The 16,462-nt window shown below is 68.1% G+C and carries 14 protein-coding genes; 6 read left to right on the forward strand and 8 right to left on the reverse strand.

Annotated features, from left to right (window positions below):
- The first annotated feature begins 75 nt into the window (after window positions 1-75).
- A complete protein-coding gene (locus tag JRI60_RS44720; protein WP_204222179.1) occupies window positions 76-1,404 on the forward strand; it encodes a sensor histidine kinase in 1,329 nt (442 codons plus the stop codon).
- Window positions 1,405-1,515: 111 nt separating this feature from the next.
- A complete protein-coding gene (locus JRI60_RS44725; RefSeq protein WP_204222180.1) occupies window positions 1,516-2,238 on the forward strand; it encodes a YebC/PmpR family DNA-binding transcriptional regulator in 723 nt (240 codons plus the stop codon).
- A gap of 1 nt (window position 2,239) precedes the next feature.
- Here JRI60_RS44725 and JRI60_RS44730 read toward each other — a convergent pair whose 3' ends face one another.
- The 3 genes from JRI60_RS44730 to JRI60_RS44740 all read right to left on the reverse strand — a co-directional run bounded on the left by JRI60_RS44730 (window position 2,240) and on the right by JRI60_RS44740 (window position 5,414).
- Window positions 2,240-3,664, reverse strand: coding sequence for an ammonia-forming cytochrome c nitrite reductase subunit c552 (locus tag JRI60_RS44730; RefSeq protein WP_239470088.1), 1,425 nt, complete (start codon window positions 3,662-3,664; stop codon window positions 2,240-2,242).
- 68 nt (window positions 3,665-3,732) lie between these two features.
- Window positions 3,733-4,260, reverse strand: a complete 528-nt coding sequence (gene nrfH, locus JRI60_RS44735; RefSeq protein WP_204222183.1) for a cytochrome c nitrite reductase small subunit — start codon at window positions 4,258-4,260, stop codon at window positions 3,733-3,735.
- A gap of 149 nt (window positions 4,261-4,409) precedes the next feature.
- The gene (locus JRI60_RS44740; protein WP_204222184.1) at window positions 4,410-5,414 is read right to left on the reverse strand and encodes a hypothetical protein; all 1,005 of its coding nucleotides are present in this window, start codon (window positions 5,412-5,414) and stop codon (window positions 4,410-4,412) included.
- 773 nt (window positions 5,415-6,187) lie between these two features.
- On the opposite strand from JRI60_RS44740, the gene JRI60_RS44745 reads away from it, so the two are divergent.
- The 3 genes from JRI60_RS44745 to JRI60_RS44755 all read left to right on the forward strand — a co-directional run bounded on the left by JRI60_RS44745 (window position 6,188) and on the right by JRI60_RS44755 (window position 9,392).
- Window positions 6,188-7,297, forward strand: coding sequence for an S-(hydroxymethyl)glutathione dehydrogenase/class III alcohol dehydrogenase (locus JRI60_RS44745; RefSeq protein WP_204222186.1), 1,110 nt, complete (start codon window positions 6,188-6,190; stop codon window positions 7,295-7,297).
- The gene (gene fghA, locus JRI60_RS44750; RefSeq protein WP_204222187.1) at window positions 7,297-8,148 is read left to right on the forward strand and encodes an S-formylglutathione hydrolase; all 852 of its coding nucleotides are present in this window, start codon (window positions 7,297-7,299) and stop codon (window positions 8,146-8,148) included. Before JRI60_RS44745 ends, fghA begins: the two co-directional genes overlap by 1 nt.
- A gap of 191 nt (window positions 8,149-8,339) precedes the next feature.
- Window positions 8,340-9,392, forward strand: a complete 1,053-nt coding sequence (locus tag JRI60_RS44755; protein ID WP_343213370.1) for a polysaccharide lyase — start codon at window positions 8,340-8,342, stop codon at window positions 9,390-9,392.
- Between the two features lie 120 nt (window positions 9,393-9,512).
- Here JRI60_RS44755 and JRI60_RS44760 read toward each other — a convergent pair whose 3' ends face one another.
- From JRI60_RS44760 to JRI60_RS44770, 3 genes are read right to left on the reverse strand one after another with little or no spacing between them, the layout of a single operon-like run.
- Window positions 9,513-10,247, reverse strand: a complete 735-nt coding sequence (locus JRI60_RS44760) for an immunity 52 family protein (RefSeq protein WP_204222191.1) — start codon at window positions 10,245-10,247, stop codon at window positions 9,513-9,515.
- A gap of 12 nt (window positions 10,248-10,259) precedes the next feature.
- A complete protein-coding gene (locus tag JRI60_RS44765) occupies window positions 10,260-10,526 on the reverse strand; it encodes a Tox-REase-5 domain-containing protein (protein ID WP_204222192.1) in 267 nt (88 codons plus the stop codon).
- A complete protein-coding gene (locus JRI60_RS44770; protein WP_204222194.1) occupies window positions 10,480-11,778 on the reverse strand; it encodes a hypothetical protein in 1,299 nt (432 codons plus the stop codon). The genes JRI60_RS44765 and JRI60_RS44770 overlap by 47 nt, the downstream gene beginning before the upstream one ends.
- 396 nt (window positions 11,779-12,174) lie before the next feature.
- Between JRI60_RS44770 and JRI60_RS44775 the strand changes: the two genes are divergently transcribed.
- Window positions 12,175-13,101, forward strand: coding sequence for a peptidoglycan-binding protein (locus JRI60_RS44775; RefSeq protein WP_204222196.1), 927 nt, complete (start codon window positions 12,175-12,177; stop codon window positions 13,099-13,101).
- A 58-nt stretch (window positions 13,102-13,159) separates the two neighbouring features.
- On the opposite strand, the gene JRI60_RS44780 is transcribed toward JRI60_RS44775, so the two are convergent.
- Complete coding sequence (locus JRI60_RS44780) at window positions 13,160-14,491, reverse strand: family 16 glycosylhydrolase (RefSeq protein WP_204222198.1); 1,332 nt, start codon at window positions 14,489-14,491, stop codon at window positions 13,160-13,162.
- A gap of 31 nt (window positions 14,492-14,522) precedes the next feature.
- The gene (locus JRI60_RS44785; protein WP_239470089.1) at window positions 14,523-16,430 is read right to left on the reverse strand and encodes a glycoside hydrolase family 30 protein; all 1,908 of its coding nucleotides are present in this window, start codon (window positions 16,428-16,430) and stop codon (window positions 14,523-14,525) included.
- Window positions 16,431-16,462 lie beyond the last annotated feature (32 nt).

Below are 16,462 nucleotides of genomic sequence, written 5' to 3' on the forward strand. Positions count from 1 at the left end.
GCCCCGGGACGCACTCCCTTGGAGCGGGGGACCCCCCGCACAGCGCTCTTGTCTGGAATGTTACACTGGTGACCGATGACGGTTGATTCCCCCGAATCGCGGGACCTGCTTTGGACGAAGAGGAGGGACTCCTTCATCTGCGCGATCCTCCTCGTCGTGGGGTTCGTCGCCCATTGCCTGGTCTCGGGAACCTTCCGCCAGGAGATCTCACTGGCTCTTCTCGGGTGGAGCGCGAGCTTCGCGACGCTCGGGGTCGTGTCTGGGTATGGATGGGTCCCCGAGAAGTGGATGGGAGGGTGCTCCGGGCTCATCAGCCTGGTGGGGGCGACGACCCTCATCCACTTCACCGGAGGGCCGCGCAGTCCCTACTTCCCCATGCTCGGCGCCCTGCCTCTCACCATTGCCGTCTTCGCCCCGGACACCCGGGTGTTCACGCTCCTGACCAGTGGGGGGACGCTGGTGGCGGCGGTGATACTGGACGTGCTGGTCGGCCTGCCCCCGAGGGAGATGCTGTTGCAGGTGTCGAGCTTCGGGATGATCGGAACGGTCGCTCTCTTCGTGGTGAGGACGTACCGGCGCACGCTGCACGCGGAGAAGGCGGCGCAGCGGGAGCGGCTGGAAGCCCTGGAGCAGCTCGCGGAGAGTGAGCGCCTCCGGAGACGCGCCGAGAGGGAACGCGCCGAGGTGGAGCGCCTGGTGCTGGTGGGGCAGCTGGCCGCCGGGGTGGCCCACGAGGTGAACAACCCGCTGGCCTTCGTGAAGTCCAACCTGTGCTTCATCCAGCAGGAGCTGCTGCGCGAGGACGGGCCGCTGGACCGCGCGGAGCTGCGCGACGTGCTCGCCGAGACGCAGCAGGGCGTGCTGCGCATCCAGCAGATCGTCCGGGATCTGCGGCGCTTCTCGCGCGAGGGGGACGGCGCCGAGGCGGAGGGGCGCTCGGAAGAGGCCATGCGAGAGGCGGAGCGGCTGGCCTCGGTGCGCCTGCGCGGCCTGGGCGAGGTGTCGCTGGAGATTCCACCGGGGCTGCCGGCGGTGCGGCTGGGCCAGCGTCAGCTGGTGCAGGTCCTGGTGAACCTGCTGCTGAACGCGGCGGACGCGGTGGAGATGGCGGAGCCCGCGCGCCGGGCCCTCATCGGGGTGAAGGCGCGGCGGGTGGAGGGCGGGGTCCGGCTGGAGGTGGAGGACAACGGCCCGGGGATTCCCGCGGACGTGCTGCCGCGGCTCTTCGATCCCTTCTTCACCACCAAGCCGCCCGGAAAGGGGACGGGGCTGGGGCTGGCCCTGTGCCGTGAGTACGTGTCGCGGGTAGGGGGTTCACTGGTGGCGGAGAACCGCCCCGAGGGGGGCGCCCGCTTCGTCCTGGTGCTGCCCACGGTGCCGGAGAGCGCCCCGACGGGGGCCTGAGGGAGCGGCCGGGCGGCTGTACGGGAAGCGTGAACCGGTGCGACTTCCGGTGCGGGAGGGCTCTGTCCGCCCTTGTGGAAGACCCGAGGGCTTGAGCATTCTCCGTCCACCATGGGACGCATCTTCGAAACCCGCAAGACCACGATGTTCGCCCGCTGGAACAAGATGGCGAAGCTGTTCACGCGGATCAGCAAGGACATCGCCATCGCCGTGAAGGCTGGCGGCCCCAGCCCGGACAACAACCCGGCCCTCCGCCGAGCGCTGCAGAACGCCCGCCTGGGCAACATGCCGAAGGACAAGGTCGAGGCCGCCATCAAGCGCGCCAGCGGCCAGGACGCCAAGGAGTACGAGGTCGTCCTCTACGAGGGCTACGGGCCGCACGGCATCGCCGTCCTCGTGGAGACCGCCACCGACAACGTGGTGCGCACCGTGGCCAACGTCCGCATGCACTTCAAGGACAACGGCGGCAACATGGGCAACACCGGCAGCGTCGGCTACCTCTTCCAGCGCATGGGCGTCTTCCGGCTCGCTCCCGAGGGGTTGGACCTCGAGGCGCTCGAGCTGGATCTCATCGACCATGGCCTGCAGGAGATGGGAGAAGGGACCGGCGAGAAGGGCGAGAAGCAGATCATCATCCGCTGCGCCTTCAACGACTTCGGTCAGCTCCAGGCGGCCATCGAGGCCCGCGGGCTCACGCCCCTGTCCTCCGAGTCCGAGTACATCGCCCAGAACCTCATCGAGCTGCCCGAGGACAAGGCGAACGAGGTGCTCGCGCTCGTGGACGCGCTGGAACAGGACGAGGACGTCCAGCGCGTCTTCCACAACCTGGCGTGACTCAGTGCCCGCTGCCCCCGGTGCTGGAACCCGGGGGCGGCGTCACCTCGCGCGGCGTGGGCTTCACCCCGGGAGGCGTGGGGAAGCTGCTCGGCTGGAAGTCCGGCTGACGCACGGCGAGCTGTCCCTGCCGGGCCAGGTCCATGGCGATGCCCAGGATGCGCGCGGCCTCCTCGGGCGCGTGGAAGCCCATGGAGTTCTCCGCCTCCACGAAGTCCACCATGAACTGGGCGCGGCGCTGCAGGTCCATGGCCGTCTTCAGGTCCGCGTCCGTCTTGCCCGCCGCGCGCGCGGCCTTCATGTCCCCGATGAGCGCCACCACCGCGTCCAGCGCCCGGTTGCGCAGCTCGAAGGTGCGGTCCTGGATGGTGTTCACCCGCTGCGTCAGCTCCTCCTCCGTCCAGTTGTGGCACGTCTGGCAGGCGCGGTTCACGTTGAGCAGCGGGCTGCGCACGTGGTGGTCCGAGATCTTCAGCGCGCCCTCGCGCTTGTAGGGCATGTGGCAGTCCGCGCACGACACACCCGAGCGCGCGTGGATGCCCTGGTTGTACATCTCGAACTCGGGGTGCTGGGCCTTGAGCACCGGCGCGCCCGTCTCGGCGTGGACCCAGTCCTTGTGCGGGTTCTCGTCGTAGTACGAGAGGATGTTCTCGATCTTGATGCCCTTGGACCAGGGATAGGTCAGCCGCTTGTCCGGGCCCTTGAAGTAGTACTCGACGTGGCACTGGCCGCACACGTACGTGCGCATCTCCTGGCGGGTGGCCATCGTGTTCACGTCGTAGTTCTGCACGCCCTGGCTGGCCTTGAGCGCGCGGATGCCCTCGAGGAAGCCCGGCCGCGTCACCCGCAGCTGCATCGTGCCCGGGTCATGGCAGTCGATGCACGCCACCGGGTGCTCCACCAGCTTGCGCGCCTCCATGTAGGGCATGTGGTTCATCTGCTCGAAGCCCTTGATGAGGTCTCCCCCGCCCAGCTTCTTGTAGGGCACGTACACCGAGGCGTGGCAGTGCATGCACGTGCCCGGCTGCTTCGTCACCACCTGCCGCTCGGTGAAGGTCTGGTCGTCCAGCATGTACGCGTGGCCGCGCTCCTCGCGGAAGTCCACCGCGAAGGCATAGCCCGCCCAGAAGGTCTTCAGGCGCGGGTCCTCCTCCAGGCGCGACTGGGCCGTCACCTCGCGCGGGTCGTTGGCGGTGGGCGCGCGCGGCACGCCGTCACTGCCGCCGTACTTCGTGCGCGTCATGTCCACCGTGCGCTTGTAGTCGTCGTACTGCAGGGGGAAGTTCTTGCCCCAGATGGCGGGATCCACGGTCTCGTCGGTGAGCTCGACGACCCGGTAGAAGGGATTCCGGGACTCCTGCTTGCGCTCCATGATGTTCACGGCGAGCGCGGCGGCTCCGGCGGCGGCGCCCGCGGCGAGCACCATGGCGGCGACGAGGAGAGCGATTCTGCGGCGAGTGCGAGAAGCTTCCATACGGTTCGGATCCAGGGAAGTCAGGGAGCGTGTCCGACGTCGTTGTGACAGCGAATGCAGGAGATGGAGCCGTCGTCACCCTCGGCTTTCGTGGAGGCCGCGTGCGCGTCGATGGCCTGCACGATGGGCTGGTGGCACGAGCGGCAACGCTGCTCGGTGATGGCCCGGTTGTGCGGGGTGATTTGAATGGGCTCGTGGAAGTCGCCGGAGGTGAAGGCCACCGAGTGGTGCCAGCCATTGCGCGCCTTGGAGATGTACTTGCCGACGAAGCTGGGCGGCGTGTGGCAGTCATTGCAGACGGCCACGGCATGGTGGCTGGACTTGCTCCACCCGGCGTACTGGTCCTGCATGATGTGACAGTTGGCGCACGCCGCCGGGTTGTCCGTCATGTAGGAGCCGCCCTTCGCGTAGGCGAAGGTGAAGCCACCGATTCCGGCCGCTACCCCGATGACGACGCTCGCGCCCAGGCTGAGCCAGGTGAAGAGCGTGGGCCCTCGGCGCCTGGGGCGACCCTCTCCTGCTTCGGGCTGGGAGCCCTTCGTCTCCACGCGAACACGCCTCCGTCAAGAGTGGCGGGCAAGATGGGTATCACATTCCAATGAGTCCACCCCGGAGCGTTGAAAAAAACGCGCGAGCCAGGTCCGTACACCACTCGATGCAGCGCGGGCCGCGAGGGTCCATGGCCCGACACTCCCGGTCAGTCCTTCTGGCGCACGTAGATGTCCACGTAGGACAGGCTCCACACGGCGTCGACCTCGGCCGGGTACATCTCCCCCACCTCCACGTCCGCTTCCGCGAGCGAGGTGTTGAGCGCGTACCCACCGCAGCGCTTGCCGCCCGCGGCGCTCCCATCCAGGCTGAAGGTCAGGCGGTACCAGCCCGCAGCACTGACGTGCGGGGGCAACGCGGCGCGCCCCGGCTCCCAGTCGTACCGGAAGAGCGCCTTGCCACGGACGTCCACCACGGCGGACAGGCCTCCGGCCCGGCCCCGGTCCCCCTTCTCCCAGACCGCGCTGTTGACGAGCGTGTACGCCGCGCCGTCCCACTCAGCCGAGGCAGCGTTCCACCGGAAACGCTCCTCCCGCGGCCGGGTGGCCGAGTCGGAGGGCTCCAGCTTCTGGAGGGTGAGGCGCGCGCACGGCGTCACCACCGTGGCGTCCCCGCTTTCGAAGAGCGACGGGATGGCCGGGTCCGTGTCCGACGCCACCACGCCCTGCATCTCCCGGGGCCCCTGGCCATGGAGATGGAGCATCTCGTAGGCCAGCAAGGGCTCGGGAAGCGGGGTGTAGAGCGTGGTCTCCACGCGGATGGCGGACGCGGTGCTCCAGGTGGTGTTCTCGAGCGTGTCGCTCCAGTCCACCTCGGACACGCCCACGGTGGCGCCCGGCGTCCCATTCGAGACGCCCGCCTGCCAGCGCCCTCCCTGGTCCTGGGGGTACACGCGCCACACGTCCACGCCTGGCGGAGGCGTGCAGGTGCTCGGGGCGCAGACCACCGGGGTGTCGCCCTCCGTCCAGCCGTACCACCAGTGGCCCTCGAGGCGGGGGGCCGTCAGCCCCACTCGCGGCGACAAGCCAGCGCCTTCCGGGAGCACCACCGGGAAGGACAGGTTGTGGCCATCCGCCCACGCGCCCGCTGGAAGCCACACCGCTCCCGCGAGCAACCAGGCCCGGGTGGCCCGACACACGACTCCCCGCTTCATGAGAGCGCCTCCTCCACCTGTCGCCATCCGCCGCCGGCTGGGGTGCCCTGGCGGCGTCGAGATGCGCAACGAGTTGGGGATGAGGCGTCGCGGCTTCAAGTGCCCGCACGGGCACCGTGCCGGACCGCGAACGGGCAGTGTCTGGCAACACACCTCGACTCAGCAGGGGTGTGCCTCGTGCGAAACCCAGCAACACCTCACGACCGCGGCTGGCTGGGAGCTCCCGCCGCGATGCTCCAAGGACTGCTCGGCGAGCGACAGGAGCGGGCCCCTGTCCTGGCGGGTACCGTTGGAGCCCGGTATCCGCTGCTGGCGAGTCCACGCGGCTGACCGCGAGACCCGCGATGAGCGTTCCCCTGATGCGGGCGGAACGCGGGTTGGACACCACCTGCTCCCGCACCGGTGTGGGGTGCTGGGAGGGGGTGCCCCGTCCGGAGCGACCGGCGGTGTCGTGCCGGTGCTGGACGCTGTCCTCCAACTGGAGGGCAAGGGAGTCGAGGGAATCCTCGAGCTGGCCGCATCCGGAAGCCGACACGACGAGCAGCAGCGACGCCAGCAGGACACCCGCCCCGCCGGGACGCACAGCCGCTCCCGCTCTGTCGACTCCTCGGTTCATGCGCTTCTTCCGGTGCTACTCGATGACCAGCAGATCCCCTCATGTGTTACCGCGACTATGAGGAAGCGCAATTCTTCGACTCGACAAGTGCCAGGAGCCGGGGCACCCGCTACCCTCCGCGCCGTCGCGCTACATCCCACAACCGGAGGAATCGAACATGGACGTCCAGGCAGCGGTGGCCATCGGACCGGGCAAGCCCCTGAGCATCGAGACGGTGCACCTCGAAGGACCCAGGGCCGGTGAAGTGCTCGTCGAGCTGAAGGCCACGGGCATCTGCCACACCGACGCGTACACGCTGTCGGGAAAGGATCCCGAGGGCCTCTTCCCCTCCATCCTCGGCCACGAGGGCGCGGGCATCGTGGTGGACACGGGCCCCGGCGTCACCTCGGTGAAGAAGGGGGACCACGTCATCCCGCTCTACACGCCCGAGTGCCGCCAGTGTAAGTCCTGCCTGTCGCGCAAGACGAACCTCTGTACGGCCATCCGCGCCACGCAGGGCAAGGGCCTCATGCCGGATGGCACCAGCCGCTTCCGGCTCGGCAAGGAGCCCGTCTTCCACTACATGGGGACGTCCACCTTCTCGCGCTACACGGTGCTGCCGGAGATCGCCGTGGCGAAGATCCGCGAGGACGCGCCCTTCGACAAGGTCTGCTACATCGGCTGCGGGGTGACCACGGGCATCGGCGCCGTCGTCTTCACCGCGAAGGTGGAGGCGGGCGCCCGCGTGGTCGTCTTCGGCCTGGGCGGCATCGGCCTCAACGTGGTGCAGGCCTGCCGCATGGTGGGCGCCGACCAGATCGTCGGCGTGGACCTCAATCCCAACCGGCGCGCCATCGCCGAGAAGTTCGGCCTCACCCACTTCGTCAACCCGGCCGAGGTGGGCGCGGACCTGGTGCCCTACCTCGTCAACCTCACCCAGGGCGGCGCCGACTACAGCTTCGAGTGCATCGGCAACGTGAACACCATGCGCCAGGCGCTCGAGTGCTGCCACCGGGGCTGGGGCGAGAGCATCGTCATCGGCGTGGCCGCCGCCGGAGAAGAAATCCGCACCCGTCCCTTCCAGCTCGTCACCGGGCGCGTGTGGAAGGGCAGCGCCTTCGGTGGCGCCCGCGGCCGCACGGACGTGCCCCGCATCGTCGACTGGTACATGGAGGGGAAGATCAACGTGGATGACCTCGTCACCCATACCCTTCCCCTGGAGCGCATCAACGAGGGCTTCGACCTGATGCACCGGGGCGAGTCCATCCGCGCGGTGGTGAAGTACTGATGGCCGCGTCGACCCTCCGGCTCGCCACTGAGCACCGCTGCTTCGGAGGCACCGTCGCCTACTACCGCCACGATTCCGAGGTGTGCGGCGGTGAGATGCGCTTCTCCGTCTTCCTGCCGCCCCAGGCGAAGGCGGGCAAGGTGCCCGTCCTCTATTACCTCTCGGGCCTCACCTGCACCGAGGAGACCTTCCAGATCAAGGCGGGCGCGCACCGGCTCGCCGCCGAGCTGGGGTTGATGCTCGTGGTGCCCGACACCAGTCCGCGCGACACCGGCATCCCCAACGAGAACGCCGACTGGGAGGTGGGCACCGCCGCGGGCTTCTATCTGGACGCCACCCAGGCGCCCTGGGCTCCGCGCTTCCGGATGTTCAGCTACGTCACGCGCGAGCTGCCCGAGCTGGTGGGCAGGAGCTTCCCCGCTCGCATGGACAGGGAGGGCATCTTCGGCCACTCCATGGGAGGCCACGGCGCCCTCGTCTGCGCCCTGCGCCAACCGGGCCGCTACCGCTCCGTCTCCGCCTTCGCGCCCATCAGCGCCCCCCTGCGCTGCCCCTGGGGACAGAAGGCCTTCCGCACCTATCTGGGAGCGGATGTCGATGCGGGGAAGGCCTGGGACGCCACGGAGCTGGTGCGCTCCGGCGCGCGTCTTCCGCCGCTGCTGGTGGATCAGGGCACCAGCGACAAGTTCCTCGTGGAGCAGCTCAAACCCGAGCTCCTCCGCGAGGCCTGCGAGCAGTCGGGGCAGCCCCTGACGCTCCGGTTCCAGGACGGCTACGACCACGGCTACTACTTCGTCTCGACCTTCATGGAGGACCACCTCCGGCACCACGCCGCGGCGCTAACCGCATGAAATGACGGGAGGTCCGTGCTCGCTCGGTGCACGGGCCTCCGTCGAGGTCCTCGAGTGCCCGCCAGGGACTCCGGGAGGACGGAGAGCTCCGACTGGAAGGGGGGCTGACAGGGGAGCACGCCGGGAAGTGGGAAGGGCTCCCGTTTGTCCGTGGGAGCCCAACCGGAACGAAAGGACCGAGATTGAAGCGTTTGCTGAGACTTGCCCCCTTCGCCCTGCTGCTGCCCACCCTTGCCTCCGCTTCCGTTGTCTGGAAGGGAGACTTCGAGACCGGAAACCTCTCGCAGTGGGACCGCGAGCAGAGTGTCGCCTCGAATCGCCTGCTGGTGGTCAACTCGCCGGTGCGAGAGGGCCGCTACGCGCTGAAGGTCACCGTTCACCAGGGCGATGACCCCATCAACGCCAGCGGCAACCGCAACGAGCTGCTGTACCTGGATAGAGCGGAGCCCGGCACCGAGTACTTCTACAAGTGGAGCACGCTGTTCCCCAGCAGCTTCCCGCGCTCTTCGAAGTGGGCGCTCTTCACCCAGTGGCACCACGACGGAAACGGTGGCTCTCCGCCGCTCGAGTTCTACGTGGTGGATGACCAGATCAACCTGCGCATGGGCGGCCAGAGTGGAAAGATCGTCTGGCGGGCCCCGCTACAACGCGAGCACTGGAACGACTTCGTCCTGCACGTGAAGTGGTCCCCCAGCGCGAGCACCGGCTTCGTCGAGCTGTACCACGATGGCAAGGTCGTCCTGCCGAAGACGAAGGTGGCCACCCAGTACTCGGGTCAGCGCAACTACCTCAAGATGGGCCTGTACCGGGATTCCTCCATCGCCCCGACGGGCATCGTCTTCCACGACGGCTTCGCCATGGCCACCAGCCTGGCGGACGTGATGCCCGCGCCCGTCGTCAACACGCCGCCCGACACCACCCCGGGCACCAACGCGCCCGGCTCCGTGTCCGGGTCGCCCCCGTCCGATGGGGGCTCCACTCCCGTGGCCGACACGCCCCAGGATCCCGACCCCATCGCCCAGACGCCCACGGGCTCCGACGACTCGTCCAACCCGGGCACCGGCGGTGTCGTCCCGGGAGATCCGACGACGCTCGGCGCGGGCATGCCTCCCGCGGGCTGCGGTGCCTCCTCGACGGGCGGCGCTCCCCTGCTCACGGTCGTCGGGCTGACGGTGCTCGCCCTGCTCGGCCGGCGCAAGCAGGTGCTCGCCCGCGCACGCGCCCCACGCTCGTCGCGGCGCTGAGCCAGCGCGTGGGGTTTCGACCCCCCACGGTCCGCCGAGGGGCTCTCCCCTCCCGCCATTGAAGCTGGCGGGGGGAGCCCCTCTTCGTCCCTTCCGGCGGGCAAGCCCATGTTCCCCGGCTCACGCCGGGTACGGAGTCCGCGGCTCGACGACTCGCTCGAGCAGACCTCGCTCCTTGAGCAACGCCTGAACGCGGCGGCCGAGGGCGAGGTGCTCAGGGTTGCTTGGGCCCGGACGATCGGGAGTCAGAACCAGGAGGCTGCCCTTATCGTCTACCGGCTCCACTCGCACAGGCTTCGGCAGACCAGGCAGCTCGCCGCGCTGACGCGAGAAGTACGTCATCCAACCCACGAAGGTGCCGGCGGCTCCCTGTTCCGCAATGCTGTCCCGGAAGTCCCCCGAGACGATGACACCCCAGTCCGGCTCCCACGCCAGCGCCATTGCCCGCATCACTCCAGCGAGCACTGGCGATGTGAGCATCCGCTCACTGCCAGCCGTCTCCTCAGGGAAATAAAGTATCAGGTGATTGGAAGACCCTTCCGCGTGTGCACCGCAGAAGATCAGGACCATGCCACCCTGATCCTGTTCGGCGTGACCTGTCCATGCACCGAAACGGAAGCCGCCACCGTCGCTTCGGTACTCCTCCTTCCCGAAGAAGTGCATGAAGGTCTCACGTGAGGGCTCAAACTGAAGCCTGGCCTCCGTGTCCTCCGAGTCCTGCTGCTCGTACCAGTGCGAGTAACTCGGGTGACACTGCGCCAGGAGGCGGAAGAACAGCTCCGCGCGACGAGCGCACTCCTCGGCGGACTCCTGCCTGCGGCCCCAATATACGCCCGCGTAGTAGCTCTCCGTCATCTTGCATCGGCCTCATGGCAGCAGCGGCGCTGTGTACACGACCTCGATCCCCTCGATGTTGTTCTCCAGAAACACCTTCTTGAGGATGGCAACCATCCGGGGCTCCGCCACATGCCATCGCACCTGGAGCCCTCCTGCAAGCCGACTCTGCCGCTTCGCTTGATCGATGAGACTCTGTGCGCCTTTGTATTTCCATTTCACCTTGAGGGCGTCGTCCCACCACTTCTCATATTCAAGAGCCTTGGCTTCGAGCAGTGTGTGTCGTTGGATCGAATCCATCGTAATCCACGCAGTCACCGCCTCGACAAACCTTGTAGCACCACCGCTTCGGTGCTCCCGTCACCTGGGCCTGGTAGTCCCGGGCCTGCTCGGACATGCTGGAAGTGTCCTCCACCCACTGCCCGGGTCCCCCAACCGGAGGCCACCCGCCGCCACCTCCCGTGCCCTGGGCGCCTGTATTGGCCATGTGCAGCACGTAGGTGGCACTCAGCGCATTGCCCGCCACGGCGACGGCGCCCCCAACGGGCACGGCCACCAGACGCACCGCCAGGAGCCCGTCCCCCGAGAGCGACAACAGTGGGACCGCCATGTTCCCGAGCTTCCCGCCCCACGAAGTCGCCTTCGCAGCACCCGCTCCCGAGGTGCCCACCATCAGGACCAGGCCTGTCGCGAGCCGGGACACGGTCCGTACCCTCTCCGCGTAGGGCTTGTGGCGAAACTCCTGCCAGAGCCGCGGCGAGTTCTCGTAGAGCTGACGCACGGCGCCTGGGAGTTGCACCAGCCCCTCGAGTGTCTCACCCGTGTGGAAGACGAGCCGGTAGAGGCCCTCGACCATATCCACCACCGCCAGCACCGCGCCCTCGGCCAACGCGAGCCCGGCGTTGTCGTCCGGCTCGTAGATGCCCGCTGAACGAGCCCCGTGCGGTACCTCGAGCTTTTCATCCACCGGGAAGAGACGCTCGCCGTCGATCGCGTAGAACGGGCCCACCTCGAAGCGGCCAGCGCGCAGGGTGCCGTCCTCGGCCAGCACCACCTCCCCCACCCTCTGCACGGCGATGCCTGTGGTGGGCCTCACCAGGTAGCCGTCTGGGCGGAGCACCAGGAGTCGTGAGAAGCGACGCATGCGTGCCTGCAATTCGTCGCGTGACACAGCCACCCCGCGCGTAGCCACCTCCAGAAGCAGGTGCGCCGCCATGCGCCGAAGCCCGAAGTTCCCCAGCGTCACCGGCGTGGACAGCAGGTGCGGCAGCAACTCCAGCGCCTGCCGAGGAGAAAGCGTGCGCCCATCCCTGGGCACCACGGTGGAGGGCATTCCCGCCTGCACGAGGAATCCTTGGAAGTAGTCGAGGGTGACGGGGACCTCGTAGGGCCGACCATCCCCCACACCGTCCGGCCATCCTGCCGCTTCTCCCTCCCAGTCCTCCGCCTCGTCATCCCTACCAGCGAGGCGGACGTGGCGCCGCGACGCCTCGGAGGCTGCCTCGCCCTCAGCGTCACTCACCTTCTGGGCCTTCGCCGCGCGCTCATTCACGTCCGGACTCTCCTGGGGCGAAGAGCGCCGGTACTGGTAGATACTGCCCGTGAGTCCTCCTCTCGTCGGAGAGCCCGTGGCACACGCGGCGTGCAGCACGAGGACGAGTAACGCCAGCGATGCTGGTGCCCGCCGAGGTGAGCCCCATGAGCTCTTCCGCCGAGCATCGAGCTGTGTAACGACGCCCTCCCCCACCCCAGGACTCCGGTACTCCCGCGCCATCCAACGCTCCATTGGTGGAGAGCGCCGACAATGCCCTCTCTCCCTACTGCCCACATGATAGGGGCAAGCCCGGATGGGCCCGTTCGCCCCCGATCGACATGGGGTGAGGAAACTTCTTTTCGGCTCCTACGAAAATAGGACCAGGTTTCCCCCCGAACAGCGAGTCCTCCCCCCATGGTCGCTATCGCCCGCTCCTCCGCCCTCGCCCCCCGTGTCGCCGCGAGTGCCGCTCCGCCCACGCTCCGCCTGAATTCGCGCGGGCCCTCCGTGGTCACCCTCCAGAAGAAGCTGAAGGCCGCGGGCTTCAACCCCGGCGCCGCCGATGGGGCCTTCGGCCCGAAGACGCTCGCCGCCGTGAAGGCCTTCCAGAAGGCCCGTGGCCTCGCCGCCGATGGTGTCGTGGGCCCCAAGACGTGGAGCGCCCTCAACAAGGCCACCGCCCCCAAGCCTCCTCCCCCCGCCTCCTCGGGCGGCTCAGGGCCCACGCTGCGCCATGGCGCCCGGGGCGAGCCCGTGCGCGCCCTGCAGAACCGCCTCAACGCGCTCGGCTTCAACGCGGGCGGCGCCGATGGCGTCTTCGGTGACAAGACGCTCGCCGCCGTGAAGGCCTTCCAGAAGGCTCGCGGCCTCACCGCCGATGGCGTCGTGGGCCCCAAGACCTGGGACAAGCTGGGCATCAAGGTGCAGGGCCCCACCACCCCGCCCCCCGGCGGCGGACGCACCGTCACCGGCTACGTCAACGGCGTGCCCCGCCAGATCACCCTCTCCTCCATCCCCAACGGCAAGGAGATGCGCTCGGACGCGGCGGCCGCCTTCAATCGCATGCATGCCGCTGCCCGCGCCGCCGGTATCAACCTCCACGTCAACAGCGGCTTCCGCTCCATGGAGGAGCAGCGCATCCTCTACCAGAAGTACCTCAACGGCACCGGCAACCTCGCCGCCAAGCCTGGCTACTCCAACCACCAGGGCGGCATCGCCGTGGACATCAACGTGGGCGCCACCAGCTCCGCCACCTACCGGTGGCTGGCCAACAACGCGAGCCGCTTCGGCTTCGCCCGCACCGTGCCCTCCGAGCCCTGGCACTGGGAGTACCGGCCCTGAGGGCAGGACCCGCGGCGGGGGCCGGACTCCACCACCCGCCCCGCCGCGCGGACTCACACTACTGCCACTGGTAGACGCGCACCCAGTCGACCTCGAACACCTGCGGCGTGCGGGCGATGAGGTCCGCCGTGGCCTGCGGCACGCCGTGATACGGCTGGCTGGCCCCGTTGACGCCGGCCGGGTAGTCGCCACCGACCGCCAGGTTCAGGATGATGTACAGGGGCTTGTCATACACCCAGTTTCCGTACCGGGTGACCTCAGACTTCAGCGTGGTCTTCACCAGGACACCGTCGATGAACCACTTGATGTCGGTCGGCGAGTACTCGGTGCGGTACGTGTGCCAGTTGGCGACCGAGGAGTTCGGGTAGAAGCGGCCGTTGATCGGCGTGTTGCCCGAGTAGCCCGGGCCGTGCAGCGCGCCCGAGGTCCAATCGGCGTAGCCGACGTTCTCCATGATGTCGAGCTCGCCGCACGCCGGCCAACCCACCGTGCCGATGTCGTTGCCCAGCAGCCAGAACGCCGGCCACAGGCCCGGGCCCACCGGCATCTTGAGCCGCGCCTCGATGGCGCCGTGGCGGAACTCCCTCTTGCCCGCGCTCTCCAGACGGCCCGAGGTGAACGGGTAGCCGTTGTTCGTCTCGCGGCGGGCGATGAGCTTCAGCGTGCCGTTGCTCACCTGCACGTTGTTGGCCGACGTCGTGTACTGCTGCTGCTCATTGTTGACGTGGATGTTGGTGATGTAGCTCCAGTTCGCCGTGTTCACGCTGGTGCCGTCGAACTCGTCGCTCCAGATCTGCTTCCAGCCAGTTCCACCGCCGCCAGCGGTCCCGAAGGAGAAGGCCTCCCAGCACCCGGCGGTGGTGCGGTCCGCGTACAGGGGCGCGTTCGCGCCACGGTTCGTATCGGTCGACACGTACTTACCGGTGCTCTTGGCGATCAGGCCAATGGTGCCGTTGTTGAAGTCGACCCACGTGAAGCGCTCCCAGTCGCCGATGGCGGTCCGGTCGGCGACGAGCTGGCCGCCGAGGTTCGTGTCGGCCGACACGTACTTGCCGGTCTCGCTCACGCGCAGCGCGATGGTGCCGTTGCCGGCATCGACGATCTGGAACAGCTCCCAGCCCGCCGCCGCCGCGCGATCCGCCACCAGCGGGGCCGTCGCCCCGAGGTTGCCATCCGCCGAGACGAACTTCCCGGTCAGGCAGGCCTTCAGCCAGATCGTCTGCCCGATGGGCGCCGCCAGGGACTGCGTCACCTCCGCCGCCGCCTCAGGAGCCAGCGCGAACTGGGGCGCGGCCTCGGGCGCGCACGCGGGCGCTCCCAGCAGCAGGCCACCAATCCCAGCCATCAACACCCAACGGCTTCCCATTGCCTTCTTGAAGTTCAAAACCATGTGACGTTCCTCGTGAGAATGTTTTGATGACTCACTGCTTGACGAGCTCGAACTGATCGAAGGCCGCCCAGTTCTGGGCCAGGGCGTCGCTGTAGACGCCCACCTCGATGAAGCCGTTGCTGACCTGGATGTTGTTGATGGTGTACTTCGTCCAGCCAGAGACGACACCCGAGCCGATCTCCGCGGTCACCTCCGCCGAGCCATGGTTCTTGGCATACAGGCGCAGCGCCCGCTGGCCGCCGCTGGAGCGAACCCAGACACTGGCCCGGTAGGCGCCGTTCGCCACGTTCAAGGACTGGCCGGTGATCTGCTGATAGGCCGTGGGCGCGTAGTGGGTGAGCTTGTAATTGCCCGTGTACGGGTAATCCGTGTCCACCTTGTGCGCCAGCTCGCCGCTGTGCCACTCGGCGTTCCAGCCGGAGAGGGTTCCGTCGGCCTCGAGCCCCGGGTTGGCGAGCAGGTTCGGCGCCGTGCCGGAGCTCTCGCGCAGCCACGTGTAGGTGCCCACGGTCTTCGCCGGCAGCGTGGCGAGCAGCTCCCAGCCCTCGGACGAGAGCTTGAACCGCTGGCTCGAGGCGGTCTGGTTGATGACGACGGACACGATGGTGTTGTCCGGGTTCAGGAAGGACACGTTCGTCACCGTGCTGGCCGAGCCATAGCTGCTGGAGATGCGCTTCGCACCCGGCTTCACGTACTTGGAGTACTGGGCGATCAGGTAGTACTCGGGAAGCGCCCAGTACGTGTCGTAGGTGGAGGCGCTCTGGATGAGCATCGTGGGGCCGGGCGTCCCGGTCCATTTCTCGGGCTGGATGTTGCTGTCCAGCATCGTCACCCAGGCGTTGTAGCCGGCGGCCCAGTTGCGGAAGTACTGCGCCATCCGGTCCGCCCCGCTCGTCCCCCAGACCGTGCGCTCGGTCAGGTAGATGTTCTTGTTCGGGTAGCTGTTGCGCACCTGCGTCATGATGCTGGGGTCACCGGCGTAGTCGTGGAAGGCCACGCCGTCCACCGCCGCGTTCGACGTGGCGTCGTCCAGGATGGTGGGGACGTAGGACCACGCCGAGTCGAAGTTGTGGTCATACGCCCAGATGCGGGTGCTCAGGCCGTTGGCGTTCAGCTCGTTCTTCAGGGCGAGGATGAGCTGCTTCTCCTGCGCAGGATCCACGGAGGCGCTGGGGTAGTCCGGCGCCGTGTACAGCGGCTCGTTCTGGACGGTCAGCGCGTAGATGGGGATGCCCTGCGCCTGGTAGGCCTGGATGGCCTTGCGGTAGTACACCGCCAGGTTCGGGATGTACTGCGACAGCAGCTTGCCGCCGATCAGGCTGCCATTGTCTTTCATCCAGGCGGGCGGACTCCACGGGCTGGCGAAGATCTTCAGGTTCGGGTTGAGCGCCAGCACCTGTTTGATCGTGGAGACGATGTTGTAATCAATGTCCTTCTGGATGGAGAAGTACGTGAGGTTGGGATCCGTCTGCCCGGCGGGCCTGTCGTCGTACGTGTAGAACTGCCGGCCGGTGAAGTCGGAGGCGCCGAAGGTGATGCGCAGCAGGTTGATGCCCGCCCCGGTGGAGGGATCCACCAGCTTCTTCAGGACCTCTGTCCGCTTCGCCAGGGACATGCGCGAGAGGTTGAAGACCGTCGACTCCTCCATCGACGTGCCGATGCCCAGCATCGTCTGGTATTGCACCGTGGGGTCCACCGCCAGCGTCGTGGCCGCCGTGGTCGTCGGGCTCGTCAGGGCGATGTTCGCCTGCTGGCTCAGCGCGTAGGGGATGGACTGGGGACCTCCGAACCAGCTGCCGCTGCCAGGGTCCTTCTCGGAGCTCCAGATGACCTGCGCGCTCGGCGCGGCCGAGGTGGCCGTCCCCGCGACGAGCACCCCCAGCGTCAGGGCGGATGTCAGGCGCTTCCATACCGCGAGTGAATCGGGACTGAGGGGCACTGTAGCCGACTCCGGTCTCGGGAGGTTTGACG

Source organism: Archangium violaceum (genome assembly GCF_016887565.1).
Lineage (GTDB): Bacteria > Myxococcota > Myxococcia > Myxococcales > Myxococcaceae > Archangium > Archangium violaceum_B.

What these genes read in the sequence shown, in the direction of transcription:
- JRI60_RS44760 (WP_204222191.1), bottom strand. Translation starts at nt 10,247, where the DNA reads ATGACGGAGAGCTACTACGCGGGCGTATATTGGGGCCGCAGGCAGGAG.
- JRI60_RS44765 (WP_204222192.1), bottom strand. Translation starts at nt 10,526, where the DNA reads ATGGATTCGATCCAACGACACACACTGCTCGAAGCCAAGGCTCTTGAA.
- JRI60_RS44780 (WP_204222198.1), bottom strand. Translation starts at nt 14,491, where the DNA reads ATGGTTTTGAACTTCAAGAAGGCAATGGGAAGCCGTTGGGTGTTGATG.
- JRI60_RS44775 (WP_204222196.1), top strand. Translation starts at nt 12,175, where the DNA reads ATGGTCGCTATCGCCCGCTCCTCCGCCCTCGCCCCCCGTGTCGCCGCG.
- fghA (WP_204222187.1), top strand. Translation starts at nt 7,297, where the DNA reads ATGGCCGCGTCGACCCTCCGGCTCGCCACTGAGCACCGCTGCTTCGGA.
- JRI60_RS44740 (WP_204222184.1), bottom strand. Translation starts at nt 5,414, where the DNA reads ATGAAGCGGGGAGTCGTGTGTCGGGCCACCCGGGCCTGGTTGCTCGCG.
- JRI60_RS44720 (WP_204222179.1), top strand. Translation starts at nt 76, where the DNA reads ATGACGGTTGATTCCCCCGAATCGCGGGACCTGCTTTGGACGAAGAGG.
- JRI60_RS44725 (WP_204222180.1), top strand. Translation starts at nt 1,516, where the DNA reads ATGGGACGCATCTTCGAAACCCGCAAGACCACGATGTTCGCCCGCTGG.
- JRI60_RS44745 (WP_204222186.1), top strand. Translation starts at nt 6,188, where the DNA reads ATGGACGTCCAGGCAGCGGTGGCCATCGGACCGGGCAAGCCCCTGAGC.
- JRI60_RS44730 (WP_239470088.1), bottom strand. Translation starts at nt 3,664, where the DNA reads ATGGTGCTCGCCGCGGGCGCCGCCGCCGGAGCCGCCGCGCTCGCCGTG.